Origin of the sequence: Prevotella sp. HCN-7019 (assembly GCF_037890215.1) — a bacterium.
Classification (GTDB): domain Bacteria; phylum Bacteroidota; class Bacteroidia; order Bacteroidales; family Bacteroidaceae; genus Prevotella.
Map to the genome: position 1 here is coordinate 1 of NZ_JBBKBO010000007.1, position 24992 is coordinate 24992.

General features: G+C 35.9%; 23 protein-coding genes, 2 tRNA genes, 1 other RNA gene and 1 pseudogene. 10 read left to right on the plus strand and 17 right to left on the minus strand.

Translation table 11 applies throughout. The features are described from left to right. Window positions 1-182: 182 nt before the first annotated feature. A complete protein-coding gene (locus WKT13_RS09660; RefSeq protein WP_340323718.1) occupies window positions 183-713 on the minus strand; it encodes a 30S ribosomal protein S16 in 531 nt (176 codons plus the stop codon). A gap of 144 nt (window positions 714-857) precedes the next feature. Next, an RNA gene (gene rnpB, locus WKT13_RS09665) (RNase P RNA component class A) lies at window positions 858-1245 on the minus strand. Between the two features lie 319 nt (window positions 1246-1564). Between rnpB and WKT13_RS09670 the strand changes: the two genes are divergently transcribed. From WKT13_RS09670 to WKT13_RS09690, 5 genes are all read left to right on the plus strand, one after another. Continuing rightward, entirely contained in the window at window positions 1565-3037 is a 1473-nt protein-coding gene (locus WKT13_RS09670; protein ID WP_340323719.1) for a Do family serine endopeptidase, read from the plus strand. 149 nt (window positions 3038-3186) lie between these two features. After that, window positions 3187-4050, plus strand: a complete 864-nt coding sequence (locus WKT13_RS09675; protein WP_340323720.1) for a sigma-70 family RNA polymerase sigma factor — start codon at window positions 3187-3189, stop codon at window positions 4048-4050. Window positions 4051-4063: 13 nt separating this feature from the next. Continuing rightward, window positions 4064-4492 carry a hypothetical protein gene (locus WKT13_RS09680; protein WP_340323721.1) on the plus strand — a complete coding sequence of 143 codons (429 nt, stop codon included), beginning with the start codon at window positions 4064-4066 and terminating at the stop codon, window positions 4490-4492. Window positions 4493-4508: 16 nt separating this feature from the next. Further along, the gene (locus WKT13_RS09685; protein ID WP_340323722.1) at window positions 4509-5405 is read left to right on the plus strand and encodes a hypothetical protein; all 897 of its coding nucleotides are present in this window, start codon (window positions 4509-4511) and stop codon (window positions 5403-5405) included. Next, on the plus strand, window positions 5381-5842 hold the full coding sequence (locus tag WKT13_RS09690; RefSeq protein ID WP_340323723.1) for a S24/S26 family peptidase: 462 nt from the start codon (window positions 5381-5383) through the stop codon (window positions 5840-5842). Before WKT13_RS09685 ends, WKT13_RS09690 begins: the two co-directional genes overlap by 25 nt. Before the next feature lie 511 nt (window positions 5843-6353). On the opposite strand, the gene WKT13_RS09695 is transcribed toward WKT13_RS09690, so the two are convergent. The 4 genes from WKT13_RS09695 to panC all read right to left on the minus strand — a co-directional run bounded on the left by WKT13_RS09695 (window position 6354) and on the right by panC (window position 9449). Further along, on the minus strand, window positions 6354-6623 hold the full coding sequence (locus tag WKT13_RS09695) for a PqqD family protein (protein WP_340323724.1): 270 nt from the start codon (window positions 6621-6623) through the stop codon (window positions 6354-6356). A gap of 27 nt (window positions 6624-6650) precedes the next feature. Continuing rightward, window positions 6651-8177 (minus strand): replicative DNA helicase, encoded by a 1527-nt coding sequence (gene dnaB / locus WKT13_RS09700; protein WP_298620800.1) that lies wholly within the window; start codon window positions 8175-8177, stop codon window positions 6651-6653. Between the two features lie 74 nt (window positions 8178-8251). After that, window positions 8252-8593, minus strand: a complete 342-nt coding sequence (panD, locus tag WKT13_RS09705; RefSeq protein WP_340323725.1) for an aspartate 1-decarboxylase — start codon at window positions 8591-8593, stop codon at window positions 8252-8254. Window positions 8594-8597: 4 nt separating this feature from the next. Continuing rightward, complete coding sequence (gene panC, locus WKT13_RS09710) at window positions 8598-9449, minus strand: pantoate--beta-alanine ligase (RefSeq protein ID WP_340323726.1); 852 nt, start codon at window positions 9447-9449, stop codon at window positions 8598-8600. 232 nt (window positions 9450-9681) lie between these two features. Between panC and WKT13_RS09715 the strand changes: the two genes are divergently transcribed. Both WKT13_RS09715 and WKT13_RS09720 read left to right on the plus strand, forming a co-directional pair. Further along, a complete protein-coding gene (locus WKT13_RS09715) occupies window positions 9682-10491 on the plus strand; it encodes a glycogen/starch synthase (protein ID WP_340323727.1) in 810 nt (269 codons plus the stop codon). Window positions 10492-10543: 52 nt separating this feature from the next. Then, window positions 10544-11953: a DUF4270 domain-containing protein gene (locus tag WKT13_RS09720; protein WP_340323728.1), complete on the plus strand. Its 1410-nt coding sequence runs from the start codon at window positions 10544-10546 to the stop codon at window positions 11951-11953. A gap of 201 nt (window positions 11954-12154) precedes the next feature. Here the strand turns inward: WKT13_RS09720 and WKT13_RS09730 are convergent, their stop codons facing one another. From WKT13_RS09730 to serC, 4 genes are all read right to left on the minus strand, one after another. Further along, on the minus strand, window positions 12155-12769 hold the full coding sequence (locus tag WKT13_RS09730) for an IMPACT family protein (protein ID WP_340323729.1): 615 nt from the start codon (window positions 12767-12769) through the stop codon (window positions 12155-12157). Window positions 12770-12857: 88 nt separating this feature from the next. Then, entirely contained in the window at window positions 12858-14105 is a 1248-nt protein-coding gene (locus WKT13_RS09735) for a DUF1015 domain-containing protein (RefSeq protein ID WP_340323730.1), read from the minus strand. 2 nt (window positions 14106-14107) lie between these two features. Next, the gene (locus tag WKT13_RS09740; RefSeq protein ID WP_340323731.1) at window positions 14108-15025 is read right to left on the minus strand and encodes an NAD(P)-dependent oxidoreductase; all 918 of its coding nucleotides are present in this window, start codon (window positions 15023-15025) and stop codon (window positions 14108-14110) included. Window positions 15026-15110: 85 nt separating this feature from the next. After that, window positions 15111-16178, minus strand: coding sequence for a 3-phosphoserine/phosphohydroxythreonine transaminase (serC, locus tag WKT13_RS09745; protein ID WP_298620783.1), 1068 nt, complete (start codon window positions 16176-16178; stop codon window positions 15111-15113). 543 nt (window positions 16179-16721) lie between these two features. Between serC and WKT13_RS09750 the strand changes: the two are divergent. Continuing rightward, window positions 16722-16973, plus strand: a pseudogene (locus tag WKT13_RS09750) (transposase); the annotation flags it as partial. 498 nt (window positions 16974-17471) lie between these two features. Here WKT13_RS09750 and WKT13_RS09755 read toward each other — a convergent pair. From WKT13_RS09755 to WKT13_RS09775, 5 genes are all read right to left on the minus strand, one after another. Then, window positions 17472-17900 carry a biotin/lipoyl-containing protein gene (locus WKT13_RS09755; RefSeq protein WP_340323732.1) on the minus strand — a complete coding sequence of 143 codons (429 nt, stop codon included), beginning with the start codon at window positions 17898-17900 and terminating at the stop codon, window positions 17472-17474. 15 nt (window positions 17901-17915) lie between these two features. Further along, entirely contained in the window at window positions 17916-18080 is a 165-nt protein-coding gene (locus WKT13_RS09760) for a hypothetical protein (RefSeq protein ID WP_340323733.1), read from the minus strand. Between the two features lie 17 nt (window positions 18081-18097). Then, complete coding sequence (locus WKT13_RS09765) at window positions 18098-19651, minus strand: acyl-CoA carboxylase subunit beta (RefSeq protein WP_298620777.1); 1554 nt, start codon at window positions 19649-19651, stop codon at window positions 18098-18100. 120 nt (window positions 19652-19771) lie between these two features. Next, window positions 19772-20251 carry a cytidine deaminase gene (locus tag WKT13_RS09770; RefSeq protein ID WP_298620775.1) on the minus strand — a complete coding sequence of 160 codons (480 nt, stop codon included), beginning with the start codon at window positions 20249-20251 and terminating at the stop codon, window positions 19772-19774. A gap of 17 nt (window positions 20252-20268) precedes the next feature. Further along, the gene (locus WKT13_RS09775) at window positions 20269-21720 is read right to left on the minus strand and encodes a right-handed parallel beta-helix repeat-containing protein (protein ID WP_298620773.1); all 1452 of its coding nucleotides are present in this window, start codon (window positions 21718-21720) and stop codon (window positions 20269-20271) included. A 169-nt stretch (window positions 21721-21889) separates the two neighbouring features. Between WKT13_RS09775 and WKT13_RS09780 the strand changes: the two genes are divergently transcribed. Both WKT13_RS09780 and WKT13_RS09785 read left to right on the plus strand, forming a co-directional pair. Next, a tRNA-Lys gene (locus WKT13_RS09780) sits at window positions 21890-21962 on the plus strand. Between the two features lie 22 nt (window positions 21963-21984). Then, window positions 21985-22057 (plus strand) — tRNA-Lys (locus WKT13_RS09785). A gap of 1467 nt (window positions 22058-23524) precedes the next feature. Here the strand turns inward: WKT13_RS09785 and WKT13_RS09790 are convergent. Both WKT13_RS09790 and WKT13_RS09795 read right to left on the minus strand, forming a co-directional pair. Continuing rightward, window positions 23525-24712 (minus strand): HU family DNA-binding protein, encoded by a 1188-nt coding sequence (locus WKT13_RS09790; RefSeq protein WP_340323734.1) that lies wholly within the window; start codon window positions 24710-24712, stop codon window positions 23525-23527. After that, entirely contained in the window at window positions 24705-24992 is a 288-nt protein-coding gene (locus tag WKT13_RS09795) for an HU family DNA-binding protein (RefSeq protein WP_298620770.1), read from the minus strand. Before WKT13_RS09795 ends, WKT13_RS09790 begins: the two co-directional genes overlap by 8 nt.

Consider the following 24992-nt stretch of genomic DNA (forward strand, 5'->3'; position numbering starts at 1 on the left):
TATATTTCCTTGTGATATGTTACCAACATGCTCATATAAAAACTTCCATAGTACCAATATGTCTGTTTATATTAAAAACAAAATATGCGACCCATGATGAGATGGGTCGCATATTTTTATTCCGTTGCTTAATAAGACAAATACTATATTGAATATATAGTTTAAATCGCCTTTAGCATTTATTACGCTTCAGCCGGAGTCTCTTCGGTTGAAGCTGTTGCAGCAGCTTCTGCCTCAGCCTTTGCAGCAGCCTCAGTAGCCTTCTTCTCTGCTACCTTCTTTGCAATTGCCTCATTGACTTTCTTTTCAGCTTCAAGCTCTTTTGCTGCAGCATCTTTCTTGTTCTGCTCGTCCTTCTGACGTATTGCATCATTACTCTTCTGCTTGTCAGCCTTCCATGCATCAAACTTAGCCTGTGCTGCAGCTTCATCAAAAGCACCTTTCTTAACACCACCACGAAGATGCTTCATCAAATACACACCTTCTGATTTCAAAATGTTACGTACGGTGTCTGTCGGCTGTGCTCCTACTTCTACCCAATAAAGCGCGCGATCAAAGTCAAGATCAATCGTAGCAGGATTGGTGTTAGGGTTATAAGTACCAATTTTCTCAGTAAATCTACCATCACGTGGTGCTCTTGAGTCAGCGATAACAATACGATAGAATGCATAACTCTTACGTCCGCCACGCTGCAATCTGATTTTTGTTGCCATTTTTATTATTTTTTTGGTTTGTACTAATGCTATCAACTCGTAATAGCAGCTGCAAAGTTACACCTTTTATATATAATATTTTAGGGCATCTAAAATATTTAAACATTATTAACCTTTACAATATAACAATATTATAATAAAAAAGAAAACAGCGCCTCTATAAGCCGGGTTCTGTTCCATCTTTAGAAGACGGCATCTGTCATTTATCTAGCCCATAAGTCACCTCATGAATCAAGCGTTCTACCCTCCATCGTCAATACAAAATTGTCAAGCGGGCAACCTTCAAACGACGGTATACGCGAACTTGCAGCTTCCAGGTGGCACAGCCCGATGATCACCCATCGACTGGTAGTCTCTTACACTACCTTCTCACCCTTACCTATGACAAAATAAAATCATCATATGGCGGTTTTTTTCTTCTGCCATACCCTGTTGTCACCAACAGCTTCTATTTTCAGAAGTGGAATGCCCTATGCTGCCCGGACTTTCCTCCCGCATCAAATTGATGCCGGCGACAGAACCGAAGCACTGTTTTCTGAGTACAAAATTACGAAATAAACTTTGTATTTCGTATGATTTGTCTGAATAATGTTACATCTGTTGATTCATTTCTGCCAAATTGGCATTCATACAATTGTACAAACATGTCATATGTGCAATATTGTCAGTCAGGTTTAAACATTTGTAAATTTTACTTTTCCTGCATTTAATAGCCGTTAATATGTTAAATTGTAGTGTTAAAATGGAATAAAGATGTGGTCAAAATTTCCTTTGTCACAATTTTTGCTCATATATTTGCACACAATTAAAAGAGAAATTTATAAGTTACAAATAAATTAAAGAGTAAAAAGATGAAAAAGTATTCCAAGTATTTAATGGTCGCTATGTGCGTCATTGCTGTGGCATTTTCGGCAGGCTCTTTTATAAGAGTCAATGCTGCCAGTTCATCAACTACTGCACCCGGACAGCCGGTAGATCTTACATATGCAGCTGAAAAATCTTTACCATCTGTCGTGCATATACTAAGTACGCGTAACAGCAAAGTTCAAACAGTGGAAGTAGAAAGCGATCCATTCAATGACTTCTTCTCAGATCCATTTGGTTTCTTTGGTAGTCCACAGGGACGTGGTGGCACTCAGAAGCGCCAGATTCGTACTCCCAAAAGCCAAGGAAGTGGTTCTGGTGTCATTATCTCATCTGACGGATATATAGTCACAAACAATCACGTTGTTGAAGGAGCAGATGAACTTACTGTGACTCTTAACGACAACAAAGAATATTCTGCCCGTATTATCGGAACAGATAAAAGTACCGATTTGGCTCTTATCAAAATAGAAGGAAACGGTTTCCCTGCAATAACAATAGCTAACAGCGACGACATAAAAGTCGGAGAATGGGTACTTGCAGTTGGAAATCCATTCAATCTTACAAATACAGTAACCGCCGGTATTGTAAGTGCCAAAAGTCGTTCTTTATATGTAAACACCAAAGGTGTTGAGTCGTTCATACAGACAGATGCCGCAATAAACCGTGGAAACTCAGGAGGCGCTCTTGTAAATACAAAAGGTGAACTGATAGGTATAAACGCTATGCTGTATTCAGAAACAGGTTCATATAGTGGTTATGGATTTGCCATCCCGACATCTATTATGAACAAAGTGGTAGATGACCTGAAAAAATATGGAACAGTACAACGTGCCGTTATTGGAATCAGCGGAACTGACGTAAAAAATCAAATAGACCTCCAGAAAGAAGAAGGTAAAGAGTTGGATTTGGGTACAACCGAAGGTATATACGTTGACTCAGTCGTGGACGAGAGTGCTGCTGCGGAAATTGGCCTTAAAGAAGGTGATGTCATTACTGCAATCGACGGCAAGCAAGTTAAAAAGATGGCTGAACTTCAGGAAGCACTTGCCACAAAACGTCCTGGTGATAAAGTATCCATAACCTATCTGCGTGACAAGAAGAAAAATACCAAAAATGCTACATTAAAGAATGAACAAGGCAATACGGGCGTTGTAAAGAAAATAGACCTTGATATTCTTGGTGGTAATTTCAGAGAAATTTCAACTACACAAAAACAGCAATATAACATAAGTAATGGTCTTGAAGTGATCAAAGTAAATGACGGAAAGCTGAAAGAAGAAGGAATTAGCAAAGGCTTTATTATCCAGAAAGTAAATGATGTTGCAGTTAAAACAATTGAAGATCTACAGTTGATTGTAAAAGAAGCATCAACAAGTAAAGATCCTGTATTATATATCCAAGGTATATACCCAACCGGTAAGAAAGCTTATTTTGCAGTTCCTCTGCAGGAAAATTAAAGCTATATACGGGATTTCAAGACAAAGTATGTGGTAATTTCCGAATATTACCACATACTTTTTTATTTCTTAATTAAATAAGAAATATTTGTCGGTCTAAAATATATTTGTTAAATTTGCACCATATACACATTAAAAAATCATCCTTGATGAGACAACTAAAAATCACAAAATCGATTACAAATCGGGAAAGTGCTTCACTTGATAAATATCTACAAGAAATAGGACATGAAGAACTTATCTCGGTTGAGGAAGAAGCAGAACTGTCTCGCCGAATAAAAAACGGCGACAAAAAGGCTTTAGAGAAACTTACAAAAGCTAATTTAAGATTTGTTGTTTCTGTTGCAAAACAATATCAGAATCAGGGACTAAGTTTGTCGGATCTGATAAATGAGGGCAATTTAGGATTGATTAAAGCAGCTGAAAAATTTGATGAAACCAGAGGTTTTAAATTTATATCATATGCAGTATGGTGGATACGACAGAGTATATTGCAGGCAATAGCCGAACAAAGCCGTATTGTAAGATTACCCTTGAATCAAATTGGTTCAGTAAATAAGATAAATCGTGTATTAAACAAATTCGAACAAGAAAACGAACGTCACCCCAGTATTGACGAAATTGCGGATAAGGTGGATATACCCGAAGAAAAAATTATTGACGCCATGCAAATGAGTAAACGTCAAATATCGGTAGACGCTCCACTTACGGATGGTGACAGCACAAGTTTTATAGACATATTACCGAACAACTTATCAACGAATACAGATAATAATCTGGTTCTACAATCTCTACGCGATGAAATATCATGCGCATTGAATGCATTAAACGAAAGGGAACGTAATGTTATAGAAGCTTATTTCGGCATAAACCAACCAGAGTGTACATTGGAAGAAATTGGCCATAAATATGGATTGACACGTGAACGCGTCAGACAGATCAGAGAGAAAGCCATTAGAAAGTTACGCCAAAATACAAAAAATAAAATATTAAAAACATATCTTGGACAGTAATAAAGAGAACAATATGAAAAATAAATGTATATATTTAGGAGTTTTGGTAATATTGTTTTTTGCAACAATTGCAAACGCTGCAAACAAACAAACAAAACTTTATATATATGGAGTCGTTACATCATTCAACGATTCGACAATATATTTTACGGATATTATGGAGTTGGACTCCGCTTGGGTTGACAGTAAAACCGGATTCTTATATAGCAGAGACAATTATTCATATCAATTGCGTAATTATATGAGAAAAAATGGAGTAGTATATCCAACATGTATTACTTCTTATGCGAAAAAGAGAAAAGACATTGAAAAAAAATATGCCAAAGTAAAGAAGAAATATATAGAAAAGAAAGAATTTAATATAAAATATATACCAGCCAATGAATTCAAATATATTCCAATTGTTCCGGATGATGTAGTCACAGAAGAAAAGAAAAAATAATTTTATCAAAAATAACATGGAAGGAAGTGTTCATTATTATAGTATAGCAGAATATTACATAAAAATATTGTTCAATAAATCAAACATAAATAATGAACATCTTCTTCCCTCCTTCACACCATTCCAAACTTCTTATACAGGAGAAGAACCCTTTTTCCAACTTATTATAGATGACTCTATTGCTCCATTAAATAAAGAATCATTGGAAAAAATTGGAGATTTTGATACTGGTAATGGCATCATTTCTGTGTGTAAAAGTAAAGATACAGAAGGTACATACCAATATATTATAAATAATATACATGGGCACAATTGCTGTCTACTTCAAACTTATAATAATTTCTCACATTGTAAATGTGCACTAAACGGCAATTTTAATATGAGACTTTTTGGTTTGAACAACGCTTTAATGATAATCTTTGCTTTTAAGGGAAGTTTTAACAATACCCTTTTAATACATGCTTCAGCAATATGCCATAAAAATCAAGCATATGCATTTATAGCTAAAAGCGGAACAGGTAAAAGTACCCATTCTTCATTATGGCTCAAATATATTCCTGAATGTGAACTTATAAATGATGATAATCCAATTATAAGAATCATTAATAATATACCATATTTATATGGAAGCCCTTGGAGTGGCAAAACTCCATGTTATCGGAATATAAAAATTAAACTTGGAGGAATAACAAGAATAGACAGAGCTGATGTGAACAGTATAAGTAAACTATCACCAACCGATGCTTTTGCATCACTATTACCATCTTGTTCAACAATGAAATGGGATACGATTATATTTAATAATATATGTTCAACAATCTCTACTCTCATAGAAAATACAAACATATACACGCTTCATTGTTTACCAAATAAAGATGCTGCAATAACATGCCACAAGATGATTTCGAAATAAAAGAAAAGCATTATGCGAATAATGTTTTTATTCCAGATGTTGTAAAAATACTTGAAGAAGGCCATACTGTGACCTTAAAGTTACGAGGAATCAGTATGAGGCCCTTTTTAGAAGACAATAGAGACAAAGCACTTATCACAAAAGCCCGTAATTTGAAACGTGGTGATGTTGTTCTTGCAGAAATAGCTCCTAAGGTATACGTACTTCATCGTATTATTAAGATCTATTCTAATAATGTCATTTTACGCGGTGATGGTAATCTGAATTGTGAATACTGCAAGCTTAATGACATAAAAGGCTTTGCAATAGGTTTTTATAGAAAAGGGCGTTTAAAACTTGACAAGACAAATGGTTGGAAATGGAATATCTATTCTTTTTTTTGGACAAGACTTTTCCCTATCAGACGATACCTACTAGCAATATACAGAAGATTATAAATTATGACTATAAAGTAAATTAGGCTCAGCAGAAATTAAATAGGAATTGACAGCAATAAAACAGCGGCATCAATTCCGCATAGGCGCTGTTGCCTTCAAGAGGATGTGAAACCTAAATGGTGTATGTTACAGATTTTCAGGATCCTGCGCTTTTCTCGTCTGAGTCCCCTAAATAAGAGAATATTGTAAGCTGACTTTCCGTCTGACGCAAATTCGTGAAAAATGAGAATTTTGTGCAAACGACTGTATACCAAGCAATTACATACAAGAGCGAATTTTTCATCGTATGAAATGCACCGTTTCAGCATGTGATATAGCCCGTTTCATGTACTGATATGCGCGATATCACACCTTCATACAGGCATAAACGGAGGCTGAAACAGGCAAAATCTGAACGCAAAAGCAACCGATCTGCAGTGTTGTCATAGCAACAATAAAAATGAACTGCAAATAAAAACAGGAATTATACTGAAGGCATAATTCCTGTCTATAAAAGATATATAATTTTCAACTATCTCTCTACTATCCCCGCATCAAACCATTGTTGCATTAAAGTCGTAGCATCTCTTAATGCCGTTACCTTGTCAACATCGTATTGATTTACAAGTAGTTCAGCTAAATCTTCAGCTTCAAAATCCTGATTTTGTATTTCTTTCCATAAATATGCAGAACTTTCATTCATACTAATAATATTACAAAAGTCAATATTTTCCTTGCCCTCTGCAACAATTATGTATTCTCCGCAAACTTCTCTCAAATTAAAGTCTTTCTTTATTCTCATATTTATTATATTTATTCTTTATTAAATCTAAAATGGCACGACATCCAAACTGTCAGATGGTAACGGATCCATTGAATCCATTCCACCATTTACCCTGCTTCCAATAATCTCAGCGTCCATCGGCGGATTTTCAGACTTGTTATATGATTTTTCAGGATCCTGAAATCTTGTAAACTCTCCACGGAATTTCAAAAGAACATCTCCTGTTGCACCTTTTCTGTGCTTGGCTATTATAATCTGAGCCATACCTCTTAAGTCATTTCCTTTATCATCTTCCACAATATGATAATATTCCGGCCTATGAACGAACAACACCATATCTGCATCTTGTTCTATAGCTCCAGATTCTCGTAAGTCACTAAGCTGTGGTCTTTTCCCATCTAATCCTTCACGATTCTCTACCGTTCGATTTAATTGTGAAAGAGCCAAAATTGGTATATCCAACTCTTTTGCCAACCCTTTTAAAGATTGAGATATTTTTGAAACCTCTTCCTGTCTGCTTCCAAATCTCATACCACTTGCATTCATTAACTGCAAATAGTCGATCATTATTATTTTAACACCTTTTTCTCTGACCAGTCTTCTTGCTTTTGTTCTTAATTCGAATATGGACAAGCCTGCCGTATCATCAATATATAATGGAGCTCCTTGTAACCGACGGATATTCTTATCCAATCTTTCCCATTCATCTGGAGACAATTGTCCATTAAGCATCTTGTTTCCCGGAATCTCACATACATTTGAAATCAATCTGTTTACCAATTGTACGTTATTCATTTCCAACGAGAAGAAAGCAATCGGTGTCTGATAATCTACAGCTATATTTTTTGCCAACGAAAGGGCAAAAGAAGTTTTACCCATAGCAGGACGGCCTGCAATAATTACCAGATCAGAACTTTGCCATCCGCTTGTTTTCTCATCCAATTTTGCAAATCCGGTAGGAACTCCTGTCAATCCACCACTATTTGCAGACGCCTTTTGTAGAATTTCGACAGCTTTTGTAATTACAGGATCAATTTGAACATAATCCTTTTTCATATTTCTTTGGGACAGTTCAAACAAACTACCTTCGGCCTCCTGCATCAATTCATTTACATCTACTGTTTCATCAAATGCTTTTGTTTCAATATTGCTTGCAAATGATATCAACTGGCGTGCTAAAAATTTTTGTGCTAATATACGTGCGTGGTATTCAATATGAGCAGAAGATGCAACATGTGAACTCAGCTCAATAATATAAGCAGGCCCTCCCACGTCTTCCAGGGTACCCTCTTTCTTTAATTCCTCCGTAACACTCATGATATCTACAGGATATTCATTCATGTTCAATGAACGAATTGCAGTAAATATCTTTTTGTTACGAGGCTCATAAAATGTATCAGGATTGAGAATTTCTGATATGATTGAAAAAGCATCTTTATCAATCATCAGTGCTCCCAATACAACTTTCTCAACATCTAATGCCTGTGGTTGCAAATGTCCGTATGTACTATCGAATGAAGACTTGGACTTGCTCTTACTTGTCTTGTCGTTATTTAAGTTTTTCTCGGGCATATTATAAAGCATTAACTAATGTATACGAAATACACTATTACCTTATTTTAATATGAGCAACCTATCTCATTTGATCATACTCTATTATTCTCCGGGAAAACAATTGTTGGCGAAAATGCTTTAGCTTCATTGAATTCCATTAATGCATACGAAATAATAATTATGGTATCTCCCACAATAACCTTTCTTGCTGCAGCACCATTAAGACATATACATCCAGAACCTCTTTCCCCTTTAATAATATATGTCTCAAAACGTTCGCCATTATTATTGTCGACAATCTGCACTTTCTCACCTTCTATCATATTTGCAGCATCCATAAGATCTTCGTCAATGGTTATACTGCCCATATAATTCAAATTGGCTTCCGTTACCTTAACACAATGTAATTTGGATTTCAATACTTCTATTAACATATTATTATTTCTTATATGTTATATGATCAATAAGCCTTATTGGCGTTTTTCCACAAAATACAGTTATACATCCAGAAACGGCAGAACACTCATCCCATTCATTTATCTCCTGAAGAGTTTCACTATTTACAATTGAGAAATATTCAACATTTAATTCTGAATATGCATTTATCTCATTCACGACATGCTCATGTGTTTCTTGAACACTATGTTTTGAGGCGTAAGTAACACTTTCTTCCAGTATTCGATATATATTAGACGCAACATTGCGCTCATCTGCTGTCAGAAGTGCATTTCTTGAGCTCATTGCAAGTCCACTTTTTTCTCTTATCAAATCGCATTCAACAATTCTTATTTTAAGATCGAGACTTTTTACAAGCTGCTTTATAACAGCAACCTGTTGCCAATCCTTTTCTCCAAAATAAGCTGCGTCTGGTCTCGTTATATAAAACAATCTGGATACAACCTGACATACGCCATTAAAATGCCCCGGACGATGTGCACCTTCCATAACAGTTGTTATAGGTGGGAACTCAAAATGGCGAGTATCTGGAACCGGATACATTTCGTCTACGGCAGGCGCAAAAACATAATCAGCACCACAAATCTCCAGCAGTTTACAATCAGCGTCCAAATTTTGTGGATAACGTTCAAGATCCTTTTTATCGTTAAACTGTGTCGGATTTAAAAACACAGATACTACTGTAATATCGTTTTCTGCGATACAACGTTTAACAAGTGAAAGATGTCCCTCGTGAAGTGCTCCCATCGTAGGAACCAAACCAATTGATTTTCCCTGTTTGCGAACTTCAAACAATTCATTCTGGAGTTCAACAATCTTTTTACATAACTTCATGATAATTTATGTTTTACACCCTAATGACAATATTAGTCATGCAAAATAACAACATTTTTCTTAAACAAGAAAGAATAAATCTGAAAATATAACAATTAATTGTTTAATAACAGCGTATTTTCTTAAATTGACGTTATATATGAAGTTTTTTTAGTAACTTTGCAAAGTTATGCATGAGAGCAAACTCTGATGTTTTGTATAAACTCATGTTGTATAATATTAAATTCAAGGCATGGCAAATAAAATTTTATTTATCAACCAGGAAATATATCCTTATGTTCCAAAGTCAGAGATGTCCAACATGGGACGTGACCTTTCCAATAAAATGCAAGAGGAAGGTTATGAGATACGTACATTTATGCCAAAATGGGGCAACATAAATGAGCGTAGAGGGCAATTACATGAAGTGATACGTCTTTCTGGAATGAATCTCATTATTGATGACACAGATCACCCTCTTATAATAAAAGTTGCATCAATACCTCAGACAAGACTACAGGTATATTTCATTGACAACGACGACTTTTTCATGAAACGCCAGATGGCATGTGACGAATCTGGAAAAGAATATGAAGATAATGGAGAAAGAGCCATTTTCTTTGCAAGAGGTGTATTGGAAACAGTAAAAAAATTAAGATGGGCACCAGACATAATACATTGTCAAGGATGGATGGCTGCGATTGTGCCAATATACATAAAATTGGCTTACAATAATGAGCCAACTTTTTCAAACACTAAAATTGTTACATCTGTATTCAAAGATGAGTTAAAAGATTTTCTTGGACATAACTTCAAGAAAAGTATAGAATTGCGCAATATTTCTGCAGAGACAATGAAGGAATATAAGGATGATTTTGATTTCACTGAACTCGGAAAACTCGCAATAGACTACAGTGATGCCGTTATTGAAGCCGAAGAAAACGCAAACGCAGCATTACTTCAATATGCAATAGAAAAAAATAAAGAAATATTAAGATATAGTCCAGATAATTACATAGAGAATTATAAATTATTGTATGACAAAGTTCTGCAAAATAAATAAGCAGGCATATGTCTTATCTTAATTGTCAATTATAAAATAGGTTAATTAGATCATGAAATTTGTTTATATATCCGCAATAATCATCTCTGCTTTTATGTTTGGATCATGTGATGACAATACTGACGGTATTGGTTCTTCCCTGATTGGAAACATGGACGATCTGGAGATAATTCCAGCAACATACCAGATATCTACGCGTTCAATTATAGCAGACTCAGTATATTCAAGAAATACAATCGGATATCTTGGAAAAATACGCGATCCTGAAACTGGAGCATATATTACGAGTGATTTTACAACACAATTCCATACACTTGAAAACTATGATTTCCCAGATAAGGATAGTATACGCAGCCTGATAAATGGAGAAATCGTTGCAGATTCATGTGAGTTGAGATTATATTATAATAATTATTATGGTGATTCTCTAGCGACCATGAAACTTACTGCATATGAAATGCAAACACCGATGTCTGAGGACGAAAGATATTATTCTAATTACGATCCGATGAAAGATGGACTCATTAGAAATAATGGAATTAAAGTCAATAAGTTGTATACATTGGCAGATCTTAATGTTGATGAAGACACAAGAGGAGATGAGGATTATACAGCAAATATCCGTGTAAAACTTGATCAGGAATATACAGATAAGGATGGAAAAAAATATAATAATTTCGGTACATTCCTTATGCGTAAGTATTATGAGGATCCGTCAAACTATAAAGACTCATATACATTCATACACAATCTTGTTCCTGGCTTTTATTTTAAAATGCAAAGTGGGCTTGGTTCTATGGCATATATAAATGTAAGTCAGTTGAATGTCTATTTCAGATATTTCACCAAAGACTCTATTTATGTCGGAACATCATCCTTTGCAGGCACAGAAGAAGTGTTACAATCGACAAGGATTGCCAATGATAACAACACATTACAGCGACTTGTCTCTGATAAACGTTGCACATACATTAAATCTCCTGCTGGAATCTTCACAGAAATGACAATTCCCGTGGACGATATAATGAATGGTCATCGCAATGATACGATCAACACAGCAAAGATAGTACTGCCTCGTATAAACAATGACACACAAAGTGAATACGCACTGGACATACCCCAAACCTTATTAATGATACCTGCAGAAGAGATATATTCGTTCTTCGAGGAAGGCAAAGTCATTGACTATAAAACATCATTTATAGCATCGTATGACAGTAAGAAAAACAGTTATACATTTAATAATATCAGTGCCTTAGTGAAGGCTATGGATCAAAAAGACCGCACTAATGAAAAATGGAATAAAGTGGTAATTATTCCAGTAACTGTAACTTATAATACAGAAAGTGAAATAATAAAAGTCGCGCACGATATGTCTCTGACAAGTACAAAACTTGTAGGAGGAAGTGAAAATCCATATGAACCATTAACAATAGATGTCATCTATAGTAAATTCAAATAATATAATGGCAGATAATTTTCTAGAGAAACAAAGAGCTAATTACGAGAGACGTAAGCAAGAATGGTTAAAGAAGAAAAAAAACATAGCCTTTTCCCGTAAAAAGATAATGATTTCTCGTGATCAAACCGATTGATATTTACTAGAAATAAAACATAAATAAGGGGCCGGATAAATAACATCCGGCCCCTTATTTATGTTTTATTAGAACTTATCTATATTATTAAGCTCTATTTGTTTCAACTTCTTTTTCAATATTTCAGCCTGAGATTTTCTGATAGAGAAAACCATATCACATATATTATCATTATAATCATTCGATAATATACGTGGAGATAATTCCTTGACAACTTTCATAACACTATTTGTCAATTCATAAGGGAACTTAAACTTAACACTTTCTTCTATCTGCCTTGTTACAACAGTCACTCTAGAAATAGCGTCTGCTGCTGCCGTACGGTATGCAACAATAAGACCGCTTGTACCAAGATTAACTCCTCCATAATAACGAATAACAATGACTAAGATATCCGTCAGGTCATTTTTTATAATTTGGCCAAGTATAGGCTTCCCTGCAGTACTACTCGGCTCACCATCATCATTTGCTCTGAAACGAGTCTTGTCAGAACCTAATACATATGCATAACATATGTGTCGTGCATCATAATGTGACTTATGATATCCCGCAATAATAGCTTTTATCTCATCTTCTGATGTCACATGATGAACAAAAGCATAAAACTTACTACGTTTCTCACTATAAAATCCTTCTGCTATTTCCGATGTTACTGTTTTGTACTCGTCTGAAATAATATCCATATGATAAGATTACTTAAGGGGCGAACATGTCGCCCCTTCACAAATATACAAAATATGAATTTTAAATGCTATTCTTTTAAAGTCAAAACTAAGACAGTTTGTGTATAACGAGTCCTGAACGAAGTTTGGGTTCGAACCATGTAGCCTTAGGAGGCATTATAGCTCCACTGTCAGCAATATCCATAATTTGCTTCATTGATACAGGATACAACGCAAGTGCAGCTCTCATTTCTCCACTGTCGACTCTCCTTCTAAGTTCCTCCAAACCACGCAGTCCTCCGACAAAATCAATGCGTTTATCTGATCTGAGATCCTGAATATTAAGAATTTTATTCAAAATAAGACGTGTTGAGATATCAACATCCAGTACACCTATGGGATCTGAATCATTGTATGTTCCCTCCTTGGCTGTAAGGGAATACCAACAGCCGTCTAAATAAAGTGAGAAATTATGAATATGAGACGGTTTGTATATTTTTCCCCCCTTATCTTCAATAATAAAATCTTGTTTCAAAGCTTCGATAAATTGCTCTGACGTAAGACCATTAAGATCCTTTACCACTCTATTGTAATCTAAGATTGTAAGTTGCGAAGCCTGGAAACATACAGCCATAAAGTAATTATACTCTTCACGTCCTGTATGATTCTGGTCCTTTCTTGCTAATTCTGCTCCGACCAATGCCGCAGCCGCACTACGATGATGTCCATCAGCGATATAAAGAGATGGTATTTTCGCGAATTCCTCTGTAATTGCCTTTATATCATTATCGTCACCGATAATCCAAAACTGATGTCTAAAGCCATCAATAGGTGCAATAAAATCATACTCCGGCACGGTATCAGCATACCGCGTTATTATCTCATCAAGTCTCTGATTATCCGGATATGCAAAAAATACGGGTTCCATATTAGCATTGCATACACGTACATGCTTCATACGATCCTCCTCTTTATCACATCTAGTAAGCTCATGTTTTTTAATCACACCAGACAGATAATCTTCTACAGCAGTACCGACAACAAGTCCATACTGAGTTTTACCATTCATCGTCTGAGCATACAGATAGTAGTTTTCTTTTTCATCTTGAACTAACCATCCTTTATCCATAAACTTTTTGAAATTGTCTGCGGCTTTTTGATATACCCTCGGATCATATTCGCTCACATCTTCTCCGAAATCAATTTCCGGTTTGATGATATGATAAAGACTCATCTCATTGTCACCCGCTTCTTCGCGTGCCTCTTTGCTATCCAATACATCATATGGACGCGATTCAATACGTTCCACCAAATCTTTCGGTGGTCGTATCCCTTTAAATGGTTTTATTATTGCCATTATTATTTATTTACTTGGAACTTGGTACATCCGTTCTTGAAATATGCATTTATCTGCACAGCCGCAGCAATACCAGCATTTATGTTGGCTTCTGCTGTCTGTGCGCCCATTTTTTTAGGAGTGCTGAAATAACGTCCTTCAAAAGTCTGAAATTCAGCATCAGCATCAGGTTTAATGTCTGTTATGTATTTCAAGTCAGTACGTGTCTTCATTACTTCCAACAGTCCCATCTCATCTATAACTTCTTTTCTTGCCGTATTTATTATTATGGCATTCTTTTTCATCTTACCAATCAGTTCCTGATTTATCGACCTCACAGTCTGAGGAGTAGCAGGAATATGCAGTGAAACAATATCACAACCAGCAAACAAATCGTCCTGAGAATCAACAGCAGTCACACCGTCTGCCTCAATAGCCTCTTTCGGGCAGAAAGCGTCATAAGCGTATATCTCCATACCAAAACCTTTGGCTATACGTGCTACATTACGTCCAACATTACCGTATGCAAGAATTCCGAGTTTTTTACCTTTCAGTTCGCTTCCTGTTTTTCCGTTGTAAAAACTTCTACAAGCATATACCAACAAACCAAAAACCAATTCTGCTACAGCATTAGAATTCTGACCTGGTGTATTTTCCACAATAATGTTCTTCTTTTTGGCATAATCTGTATCTATGTTGTCATATCCAGCCCCCGCACGCACTACAATACGCAAATTCTCTGCTGCGTCAAGTACAGTCGCATTGACTTTATCAGAGCGTACGATAAGTGCATCTGCGTCTTTCACTGCACTCAGGAGATCCTGAAGATCTGTATATTTTTCAAGAAGCACCAACTCATTACCTGCGCTCTCTATTTCTTTTCTTATTCCATCTACAGCAGCTGTTGCAAATGGCTTTTCTGTTGCAACTAAAACTTTCATAATGATTTAATTTTATGCGTTATTTATAAATTTATAAGAGCGGATAATACATATCCGCCCTTTTAAATTCTTGTTTATAGCCCAATCAATGTTGTGCTTCAAAATCTTTCATGCATTTTACAAGGGCTTCTACACCCTCCATTGTCTGAGCATTATAGCAACTAGCTCTGAATCCTCCTACAGACCGATGCCCTTTCACTCCTACCATTCCACAAGAAAGAGCATAATCGAGGAACGGCTTTTCCAATTCTTTGTACTCATCACTCATAACAAAACATATATTCATGAGCGAACGATCTTCTTCTTTAGCTGTCCCACGGAACAATTTGTTTCTGTCAATTTCGGCATACAATATTTCCGCACGGTCATGAGCAAGTTTATCCATTGCCTTTAAACCACCCTGAGCCTTTATCCATCTCAAAGTTTCCAAGGCTGAATATATCGGAACTACTGGAGGTGTGTTAAACATAGATCCTTTCTCTACATGCGTCCGATAATCGAGCATTGTTGGTATTGCACGGTCAACTTTACCAAGAGCATCATCCTTCACTATCACAAGAGTAACACCAGCCATTGCAAGATTTTTTTGCGCACCAGCATAGATGCAGTCATATTTTGCAACATCAACAGGACGGCTAAATATATCAGAAGACATGTCGGCTACCATTCTTACAGGCACTTGAAGTTCATGTCTTATCTCTGTTCCGTATATGGTATTGTTAGTTGTTATATGAAGATAGTCTACATCTGCAGGACATTCCCAGTTTTTTGGTATGAATGTGTAATTTGCGTCAGCAGAAGAAGCAACTTCAACAACTTCTCCGAACAATTTTGCCTCCTTCATGGCCTTTTTAGCCCATACGCCAGTATTAAGATATGCAGCCTTGTTCTTCAGGAAATTATATGGAACCATACAGAATTCAAGAGAGGCACCTCCACCTAAGAAAAGAACCGAATATCCTTCGGGTATTTCTAACAATTCCTTAATTAAAGCTACAGCTTCATCAACGACCGGTTGGAAATCTTTGGCTCTATGACTTATTTCTGCAAGAGAAAGACCAGAGCCATTGAAGTCTAAGATCTGTTTTGCCGTATTCTCAATAACTTCTCTTGGAAGCATTGACGGACCGGCATTAAAATTGTACTTCTTCATCTGTATGCGTATTTTTAGTTAGTAAATTTAATAAGCCAAATAAAACTTTGGTTTGCGAATATACATTAATATTTCGACATAAACAAATAAATCTACAAGAATTTTGCCATATCAAAATATTATAAGCCAGAGCTAGATATGGTGATATAATTTCAGCATGAATACATGAATATTTTTTCATAATAGCAAATAAAATTAACAATAATAGAATTAAACCTATTACTCACCACAACAATATAAATATAAACTTTTTATCTTGATTTATAATTAATACAATTCATTTCCTCATATATGAAAAGCGATATACAAATATCCACCTATTTTGTAATGTAAAATGTCAGCATATCATAACTCTATTAATTACAAATAAAATTTGTATTTACATAAAAACTATTTCTCTATAAAAAGTTTCAAAACACGACATGATACATATGACATAACAAAAAGTCTTTTTATATCATGAAGTATATATAATCATGTGTACAAATATTACATATTGCGTCTATTTACAATATATTAGGGAACATTAGTGTCCACTAATGAACCAAACTGAAAAACAATATGAAAGGATCATTGATGCCACTTTCAGACAAATTACTCCTCAGGAAACGAGCCATTATCGAAACCGTCAATGACGAGCTCAAAAATATTGCACAAGTGGAACATTCAAGGCATAGAGCCTTTGATAACTTTATCGTCAACCTTCTTTCCGGCATTGCTGCATATTGTTGCTTTCCAAAGAAGCCGTGTATCAATGTTTCACGAACGGTTGACACACAGCTTGCATTGTTCTGAATTCGTCGAACTCACGTTATTCTACAACAAGAAAATAATAAATAAAAACTTTCAGAATTATAAAGCAAATTATTATATATAAAAGGCTTATATACACAAACAGCATTTCATATAAGCCTAATTTTCATATTCATAAACCTAATTATAGAACGATTTGTAATCACTGAAAAAAATACTTGTAATAAGAAATTTCAACAATGTAACCTAAATGCTTCCATATTTGTAGCTCAAACTCTCAAACATCTTTAATACCCTACAAACAGAAAATTTATCGATACAATATATACGCATATACTATATCATTTTTAAAATATGATAGCTTACACAATACATCACAGAGATACGCTTATGCAAAAAATATTATTTCTAAAATAAAATATTATCATGTACTAATGATTGTTTCGTGACAATATAAAATTTGGGCATAAAGATATATGCCATATCTTTATACCCAAATTTACGACATTCTGTATGTTACTTATTTTGAATATACAGAATTTATTCGATCACTACAAGAGGAGTATCCTCCATTACGTTCTCGCCCTGTTTCACACAAATAGCAGTAACCTTGCCACTCTTTTCTGCCTGAAGATTATTTGCCATCTTCATTGCTTCAAGAACAACAACAGTATCACCTTCTTTCACTTCATCGCCAACAGCCACACAGATTTCTGTAATAACTCCTGGCAGTGGAGCCTTAAGGGCATTTGCTGTATTTACATTTCCAACAGAAGCAGACGGTTCCTGGCAACCTGCTTCAACGTTTGCAACATGCTTGAGCACAACCTTCTTTTCAGGCTTCGGCTCTTCTTCCATTTCAACGCTATAATCAACTCCGTTGACATTAACGGTAACAACATTTTCCACTACGTCACCAATCTCGACTTCGTAGTTCTTTCCGTCTATTGTATACTTATATTTTTTCATATCAAGAATATCTCTTTAAGGATGTTGTGTCATCTGAAGAATATGGGCATTCCATAAGGTTCCAGACAGATTTCTTTTTATTGTTATTATACCAGGCTCCTCATCGTGCACATTGTTTCCACGGAAATCATGCAACGCAAGAGCTATAGCTGCGAATACTGCACTATCTGATTTTGTCATAATCAATAACGTTTTAATTACATTGGCATACATCCATGTTTCTTTGCAGGCAGACTCTGACGCTTTGTTGCCAATTGAGCCAAGCCACGACAGATGCGGAAACGTGTATTACGCGGCTCTATCACATCGTCAATATATCCATACTGTGCTGCCTGATAAGGATTAGCAAACATCTCTGTATATTCATCTTCTTTTTCTGCAAGGAAAGCTTTAGGATCGTCTTTTGTCTTCGCTTCCTTTGCACAAAGTACAGCAACAGCACCGCTTGCACCCATTACTGCAATTTCTGAAGTAGGCCATGCGAAATTCAGGTCAGCGCGCAACTGCTTACATCCCATAACAATATGACTTCCTCCATAACTCTTACGAAGTGTAACTGTAATCTTTGGAACAGTAGCCTCTCCATAAGCATAAAGCAACTGAGCACCATGCAAAATAACGGCATTATATTCTTGGCCGGTACCAGGCAAGAATCCAGGTACGTCAACAAGTGATACAATCGGAATATTGAAAGCATCACAGAAACGAACAAAACGAGCGCCCTTACGACTTGCGTTCACATCAAGCACACCTGCATAACATGACGGTTGGTTTGCAACAATACCAACACTCTGACCATTGAAGCGTGCAAATCCTACAATAATATTTTTTGCAAAGTTTGCCTGAACCTCAAAGAACTCCCCATTATCAGTAATAGCATTTATAACCTTATACATGTCATATGCCATATTAGGATTATCCGGAAGAAGTTCGTTGAGCAAATCAGCCTTACGATCAATTGGATCGGTACATTCCACACGAGGAGCCTCCTCTGTATTATTTGATGGGATGTAGCTGAGAAGTTTTCTTATAAGAGCCATTGCGTCTTCTTCTGTCTTTGCAGTAAAATGAGTAACGCCACTCTTTGTCGCATGGACAGAAGCACCGCCCAAGTGCTCGGAATCAATATCTTCACCTGTTACAGTCTTTACCACTTTAGGACCAGTAAGGAACATATATGATGTGTTCTCCATCATGAGAATAAAATCAGTCAAAGCAGGTGAATAAACGGCACCTCCGGCACAAGGACCAAATATACCGGAGATCTGAGGTATGACACCACTTGCAAGAATATTGCGCTCAAATATCTCACCATAACCGGCAAGTGCACATATACCTTCCTGTATGCGCGCACCTCCTGAGTCATTCATACAAATGACAGGCGCACCCATAGTCATGGCCATATCCATAATCTTACATATTTTCTGGGACATGGTTTCAGACAAAGAACCACCGTTAACAGTAAAATCCTGAGCATAAAGATATACCAGGCGGCCGTCAATTGTTGCAGAACCAGCAACAACACCGTCACCAAGAAACTGTTTCTTCTCCATACCGAAGTTGTGACAACGGTGTAGTTTAAACATGTCATATTCCTCGAAAGATCCTTTATCAACAAGCATCTCTATACGCTCACGGGCCGTATATTTTCCACGTGCATGCTGTTTCTCAATGGCAGCTTCGCCACCTCCAAGACGGGCTTTTTCGCGTTTGGCGACCAGCTCCTTGATTTTCTCTATTTGTTTACTCATAATATAAATTTATTTCTCACTTCTTAGTGGATTGCAAATGTACTAAAAAAAATATAACCAGAGAAGCCTAAAACTAAAAAACACATATTATTACGTGTTTTTTGAAGTGTTATAAGAGTATCAGCTCATACTTGAGTCAACAAAAGACAAGGGCATGAGATCTTTAGCGCTTTCTATCACATATATCTTCTTTAATCCATATAGCAGAATGCGTATTTTCTTTCCATAACGATCTTCTATACCTAAGATAACTTGTCTGCACGCGCCACATGGTGTTATCGGATCCATAAGAAAACCGTTTTCATTTTGGGCTGCTATAGCAATTTTTATTATCGGACTATCAGGAAATTGTGATTGGGCCGCAAATATGGCAGAACGCTCAGCACATGTTCCTGAAGGAAATGCCGCATTCTCCTGATTTGCTCCAATAACAATTGCTCCGTTTTCCAACTGCAATGCAGCTCCGACAGAAAAATGACTGTATGGAGAATATGCATGTAAAGTCGCATTCTTTGCTTTTTCTATCAGCACCTGCTCATCCTCGGGCAACTCAGAGACGTCACAACTTCTGATTGCTATTTTTATCTCTATTTCTTTCATAGTAATATTTTTTATGACTACTCTTCCTTTAAAAACTCATATGCTCCCACATCCGGTTTGTCATCCCGCCTTTGACCATATCTGTCATAAAGCATTGCAGAAGCCGGATCTGCAGCGTTTACAGCCGGCGATATGCTATCAAGACGAAAATCGTATCTGAGATTTTGTGAATCAATCTTTCTAAAATGCTTCTTTCCCGTTTTAACGGTATCCTTATATTCTTCGAATACCACACTGACGAAATGTACACTGTCCTCAGTTATTATCTTCGGCGTACGGATTATACAATGATCAAACAAATAATTTGCCTTGTTTTCTCCCTCATCTGTGTTTGTCTCTATCATCATCTCATCATCCGCATAACCGGTAATGAGCGAATTAATACAAGTAAAGGAACTCTGCGGATATTTATTCATAGAAAAAAACAACGCACTACCTCTATTGGAATCAAATGGATAAAATTGTGCAAAGGTACAATTATTGATATCCGTTACGCCTCCATGAACAGCTATACAATTGTGTAAAGCATTGGTGAACTCACAATTATTTATAATTATTCTAGCATTTTCCGCAGTTAATGCATATCCCTGACAATTGTGTATTGTACTGTTTTCAATATTGAGTTTCAATTTTGACACATCAGCAGAATCAACTTTCAAACCATCAAAAGTACCATGTATATCTGTATGTCTGATTTCATTATCATATGATGTCTCACGAAGTCTTATTCCCTGCCATTGTCCGCTGACATAATCATATGGCAGATAATCGAACATATTGTCAAGGCGATCTCCTCTTAAGGTTATCTCATTTCCTGCTTCCCCAAGACACTTCAACTTACCTGAGACATCTATACCGGCATCAGCATGAAAGAATATTGTTGTACCTGGCGAAATTGTCAATGTGGCACCTTCATTTACAGTTATACCACCATAAACAACTATCGGTCTTGTCACACCGTCCAATATAGAATCCTTGTCAACAACCACATTTTTCATAATAGTAGCATCCCAGGAATACGCCATCAGATTCACCTTCTGCTGAACACCGCTTTCAAGTGTAAATACGATATTATCTTCTATCTTTAATGGCATATCACCATTGTTAACAGGAGAAGTAAGTTCAACAAAGACCCTTATACTGTCTTTATTTCTAACTTCTATATCATTCACCTGAAAACCAGAAGAAGGACTAAGATATGTTCCATCAACATTCACACGGAAACCTGCCTGATTTCCATTTTCAAGGCGGACATTAATTTTACGCAATCCATCTCCCGATTTATTATACACCCAGAATGAACGAGTTGATGATGGCACCGTGGAGAACACGGTATCAAGTTTTACGGTATCTGTAGAGAATGTAAGTATATTTGACGAAGATGTGCTGAATGAATCCTCGTCGTCACAACTATAAAAAAAACTTGATACTAGCAGTATCAGGACTATGTATATATTTTCTGTTTTCATTATATGATAAACGAAAAGAACCCTTTTATATTGCCTGAAAACAGGATAATTTATAAATTCATGAAATATTTTTTATAAAAAAAGTCCAAAATATTTGGATATTTCCACAAAAGCGAGTACCTTTGCACTCGCATTTTGGAAATGAGCAAATATAAGTAACAATTCTAATGCATCCTTAGCTCAGTTGGTAGAGCAACTGACTCTTAATCAGTGGGTCTAGGGTTCGAATCCCTAAGGATGTACAAAAGCAAATTTCCAGAATATGCATCCTTAGCTCAGTTGGTAGAGCAACTGACTCTTAATCAGTGGGTCTAGGGTTCGAATCCCTAAGGATGTACAAAGGATATGCAGTTATCATGCATATCCTTTTATTATTTATTACAACACAACCATATCAATAACTAAATATATTCTTCCTCTCCACCAAATTCCCAGTAGAGCTCAATGAGGAAAGGTTTCTATTTATAAATCACCGTAGAATAACGTAAGATGTGGTCATCCCGATATTTAGTGGAGATTGATAGTAATAAAAAACAGCAGCATCAATTCCGTATCGGCGTTGTTGCCTTCAGTATAAAGGAAATTCAAATGGGTGTGTTACATATTTTCAGTATCCTGCGTTTTTCCAGTTTGAGTTTTCAGTTCTACCCCAAAAAATAAACGAGAATTTGCAGGCAGACTCTCTTTTTGAGGAAAATAAACGAAAAATGAAAGTCTTGTACAAACGACTGGATACCAGCAACTTACATTTAAGGCTACTTTTTCATCGCACGAAAAGCACCATTTGAGCACGTGATATGGTCTGTTTCAGGACCTCAAACACGCAATATCACACCCCGATACGGGCAAAATCAGGACCTCAAACCGGCAAAATCATAATGCAAGATGAACCATTCCGGACAACACCATAGGCTATATGGAAGACAGTACGGGACTAAAGAGCCTTTATAACGCATGATTTAATATTTCCTTACATCTATTATGTGGTTTTCTTTTGTCAAAAAATAGTAAGAAAATCCGTAAGTCCATCGTCCGGGTTTTCTTTAAAAACACCAACATTAGACAAAATATACAAGAAGTATGTGTTTTTCTTGCGGAGAATATTTTTCGGTTGCCTGTTACTGTTCATCCCCCACTTCGTCCAGAAAATTCCTTCATCTCGTAATGCTTAATGAATAAAACTAATCCCTATTAAATTTCCATTGTTCCCCTTCCTCATCTCTCTTGTCTATAGGCTGACAAATAAAATTCAGAGAAAAGATGCGAAAGAATGCCCAAATCGATGTTTCCAAATCCAGTTCTCTTTGTATAGCCTTGCCATAGATCATGTAGTGTAATCCGGAAGCATCAGACAATCCGATCATGCCTGTATAAGTCCCTCACCATATTCGTTTTACCACATAATATGGTACATATGTACTCCCCCCCGTTCAGGTTCTTTCACAAACCAAAATGTGGCTTTCTGAGTTACGAAAAACATTCGATAAACTTATAACGCTGGTATCCTCCTGTATTTTGCTCAAACCCCTTTTTCCTTGCATATTTGCATCCGGAGAAGGGCCGCCCATAAATACGCTATTATTCTTTAGAGTAGAATAGAAAACTCGGACAGAAAAATATCTAGATACAGAAAATATATAACTGCTCAATATTATTTTCATTCTACCAAAAGAAAACAATGCTGACTATGGATTGAAGACACTGTCTTTTTTATTCACTGAATTCCTACAAAGCCTAAATAACTCAAATGAAACTAGCAACAAAAAGAGCAACACCCGAATTGGCGTTGCTCATCTAAATATCTCTAATTTCTTATTTTCTTTATTTTCAACTTGGGGATATTAATCTGTTCACCCTTTTCGAATTTTTTATTTTCATTGACAGCCTCAATATAACATTCCATACCTGGCCCCAGATATTTTTTACTTATAGACGATAGAGATTGATCGTCTTTTAATGTTATGACTTGTGCTATACCGACAATAGTATATGCGCCAGTTCTTATCCTTGGATCTTTATTATAAATTTCAGAATTAAATTTATTTCCATTATCGGATATAGTCTTTTTACTTATTGTCGAATCTGATTTTGCCACCTTTGCACTGTCTTCATTTATTTTCTGTTGATTATTGACAGCATAGAGTGCCTTATTTTTATTTACTTTTGTCTGGAAATTATCTATTATGATCTCCAGCTCCAAAATCCTGTCCTCTCGCAATGCTATCTGTTTTTGATAATAGAAAATACTATATGCTCCAAAGCCAGACAAAAGAACAATGAAAATTATAAGTGCTATAATAATATTATTTTTCTTTTTATTAGAAATTATGTCACTTGTGTCTGTTTGAATGTTTTCCGGAACACTGGCTTCATCTGATATATGACATTTCGGAGAGCAACTTTCCTCTCGAAGAGATTTTATTTCATCCGGATTGCAAGCTGCGTCTTGTACATTTGATTTAGATATATTGTCTTTATTTTCATCCAGAATAACAACATCACGATTTTCATCATTTATGTTAACTGAAAGATCTTCTATTATTCTTTCATCATCACGATTTTCTTCTTCAAGATCCTTATTTTCCTCCTCTAATTGTTCTTCTTCTACCTTTTTTTCATCATTATTGTTCATCTCGTCGGCGATATCATTATTCTCAAGCTCAGAAAAATCCACACCGTCGTTTATTACTACTGTTTCAAATTGGGAAAATGGCTGATTTACTCGGTTCTTAAGTGATGTTTCTGGTGTAAATGATATTTTATTGCGCCCTTCTATAATTATCCGTTCACCTGTATTCACATTAACACTCTCACGGGCATTAACGCTTTGTATCTTAAATGTGCCAAGCCCCTTAACCTTAACCTGCTTGTCATTACTCTGTAAGCCCGAGTCTATGACAGCGAACATATTTGTTACAAATAATTCAGCTTCTTTTTGAGTAAGACCATATTTTGTAACAAGAACAGAAGCCAAATCTGATATTTTATTCATTTTCTGATTTTCTTAGTTTTTCTTTTATAGATGCAATGGGCTTGAAATTTAATACAATCTTTGGAGGAACCATCATTCTTTGACCTGTTGAAGGATTGACAACAATACGCTCCATTCTATTTTTTAATTCAAAAGTACCAAAATTAGGAATAAAAACATTTTCTCCCTCATCAAATTTAGTAGCCATCTTCTCTATAATGCAACGCACATATTTTTGCGTATTGTCTTGTGTATATCCACACCTCTGAGATAATTCAAATATATATTCTTTATTATTCAT

Bases quoted from the DNA above. Each gene is read 5' to 3' on its own strand.
- WKT13_RS09660 (WP_340323718.1), bottom strand. From the start codon at position 713: ATGGCAACAAAAATCAGATTGCAGCGTGGCGGACGTAAGAGTTATGCA.
- WKT13_RS09670 (WP_340323719.1), top strand. From the start codon at position 1,565: ATGAAAAAGTATTCCAAGTATTTAATGGTCGCTATGTGCGTCATTGCT.
- WKT13_RS09675 (WP_340323720.1), top strand. From the start codon at position 3,187: ATGAGACAACTAAAAATCACAAAATCGATTACAAATCGGGAAAGTGCT.
- WKT13_RS09680 (WP_340323721.1), top strand. From the start codon at position 4,064: ATGAAAAATAAATGTATATATTTAGGAGTTTTGGTAATATTGTTTTTT.
- WKT13_RS09685 (WP_340323722.1), top strand. From the start codon at position 4,509: ATGGAAGGAAGTGTTCATTATTATAGTATAGCAGAATATTACATAAAA.
- WKT13_RS09690 (WP_340323723.1), top strand. From the start codon at position 5,381: ATGCCACAAGATGATTTCGAAATAAAAGAAAAGCATTATGCGAATAAT.
- WKT13_RS09695 (WP_340323724.1), bottom strand. From the start codon at position 6,623: ATGAGAATAAAGAAAGACTTTAATTTGAGAGAAGTTTGCGGAGAATAC.
- dnaB (WP_298620800.1), bottom strand. From the start codon at position 8,177: ATGCCCGAGAAAAACTTAAATAACGACAAGACAAGTAAGAGCAAGTCC.
- panD (WP_340323725.1), bottom strand. From the start codon at position 8,593: ATGTTAATAGAAGTATTGAAATCCAAATTACATTGTGTTAAGGTAACG.
- panC (WP_340323726.1), bottom strand. From the start codon at position 9,449: ATGAAGTTATGTAAAAAGATTGTTGAACTCCAGAATGAATTGTTTGAA.
- WKT13_RS09715 (WP_340323727.1), top strand. From the start codon at position 9,682: ATGGCAAATAAAATTTTATTTATCAACCAGGAAATATATCCTTATGTT.
- WKT13_RS09720 (WP_340323728.1), top strand. From the start codon at position 10,544: ATGAAATTTGTTTATATATCCGCAATAATCATCTCTGCTTTTATGTTT.
- WKT13_RS09730 (WP_340323729.1), bottom strand. From the start codon at position 12,769: ATGGATATTATTTCAGACGAGTACAAAACAGTAACATCGGAAATAGCA.
- WKT13_RS09735 (WP_340323730.1), bottom strand. From the start codon at position 14,105: ATGGCAATAATAAAACCATTTAAAGGGATACGACCACCGAAAGATTTG.
- WKT13_RS09740 (WP_340323731.1), bottom strand. From the start codon at position 15,025: ATGAAAGTTTTAGTTGCAACAGAAAAGCCATTTGCAACAGCTGCTGTA.
- serC (WP_298620783.1), bottom strand. From the start codon at position 16,178: ATGAAGAAGTACAATTTTAATGCCGGTCCGTCAATGCTTCCAAGAGAA.
- WKT13_RS09755 (WP_340323732.1), bottom strand. From the start codon at position 17,900: ATGAAAAAATATAAGTATACAATAGACGGAAAGAACTACGAAGTCGAG.
- WKT13_RS09760 (WP_340323733.1), bottom strand. From the start codon at position 18,080: ATGACAAAATCAGATAGTGCAGTATTCGCAGCTATAGCTCTTGCGTTG.
- WKT13_RS09765 (WP_298620777.1), bottom strand. From the start codon at position 19,651: ATGAGTAAACAAATAGAGAAAATCAAGGAGCTGGTCGCCAAACGCGAA.
- WKT13_RS09770 (WP_298620775.1), bottom strand. From the start codon at position 20,251: ATGAAAGAAATAGAGATAAAAATAGCAATCAGAAGTTGTGACGTCTCT.
- WKT13_RS09775 (WP_298620773.1), bottom strand. From the start codon at position 21,720: ATGAAAACAGAAAATATATACATAGTCCTGATACTGCTAGTATCAAGT.
- WKT13_RS09790 (WP_340323734.1), bottom strand. From the start codon at position 24,712: ATGAATAAAATATCAGATTTGGCTTCTGTTCTTGTTACAAAATATGGT.
- WKT13_RS09795 (WP_298620770.1), bottom strand. From the start codon at position 24,992: ATGAATAATAAAGAATATATATTTGAATTATCTCAGAGGTGTGGATAT.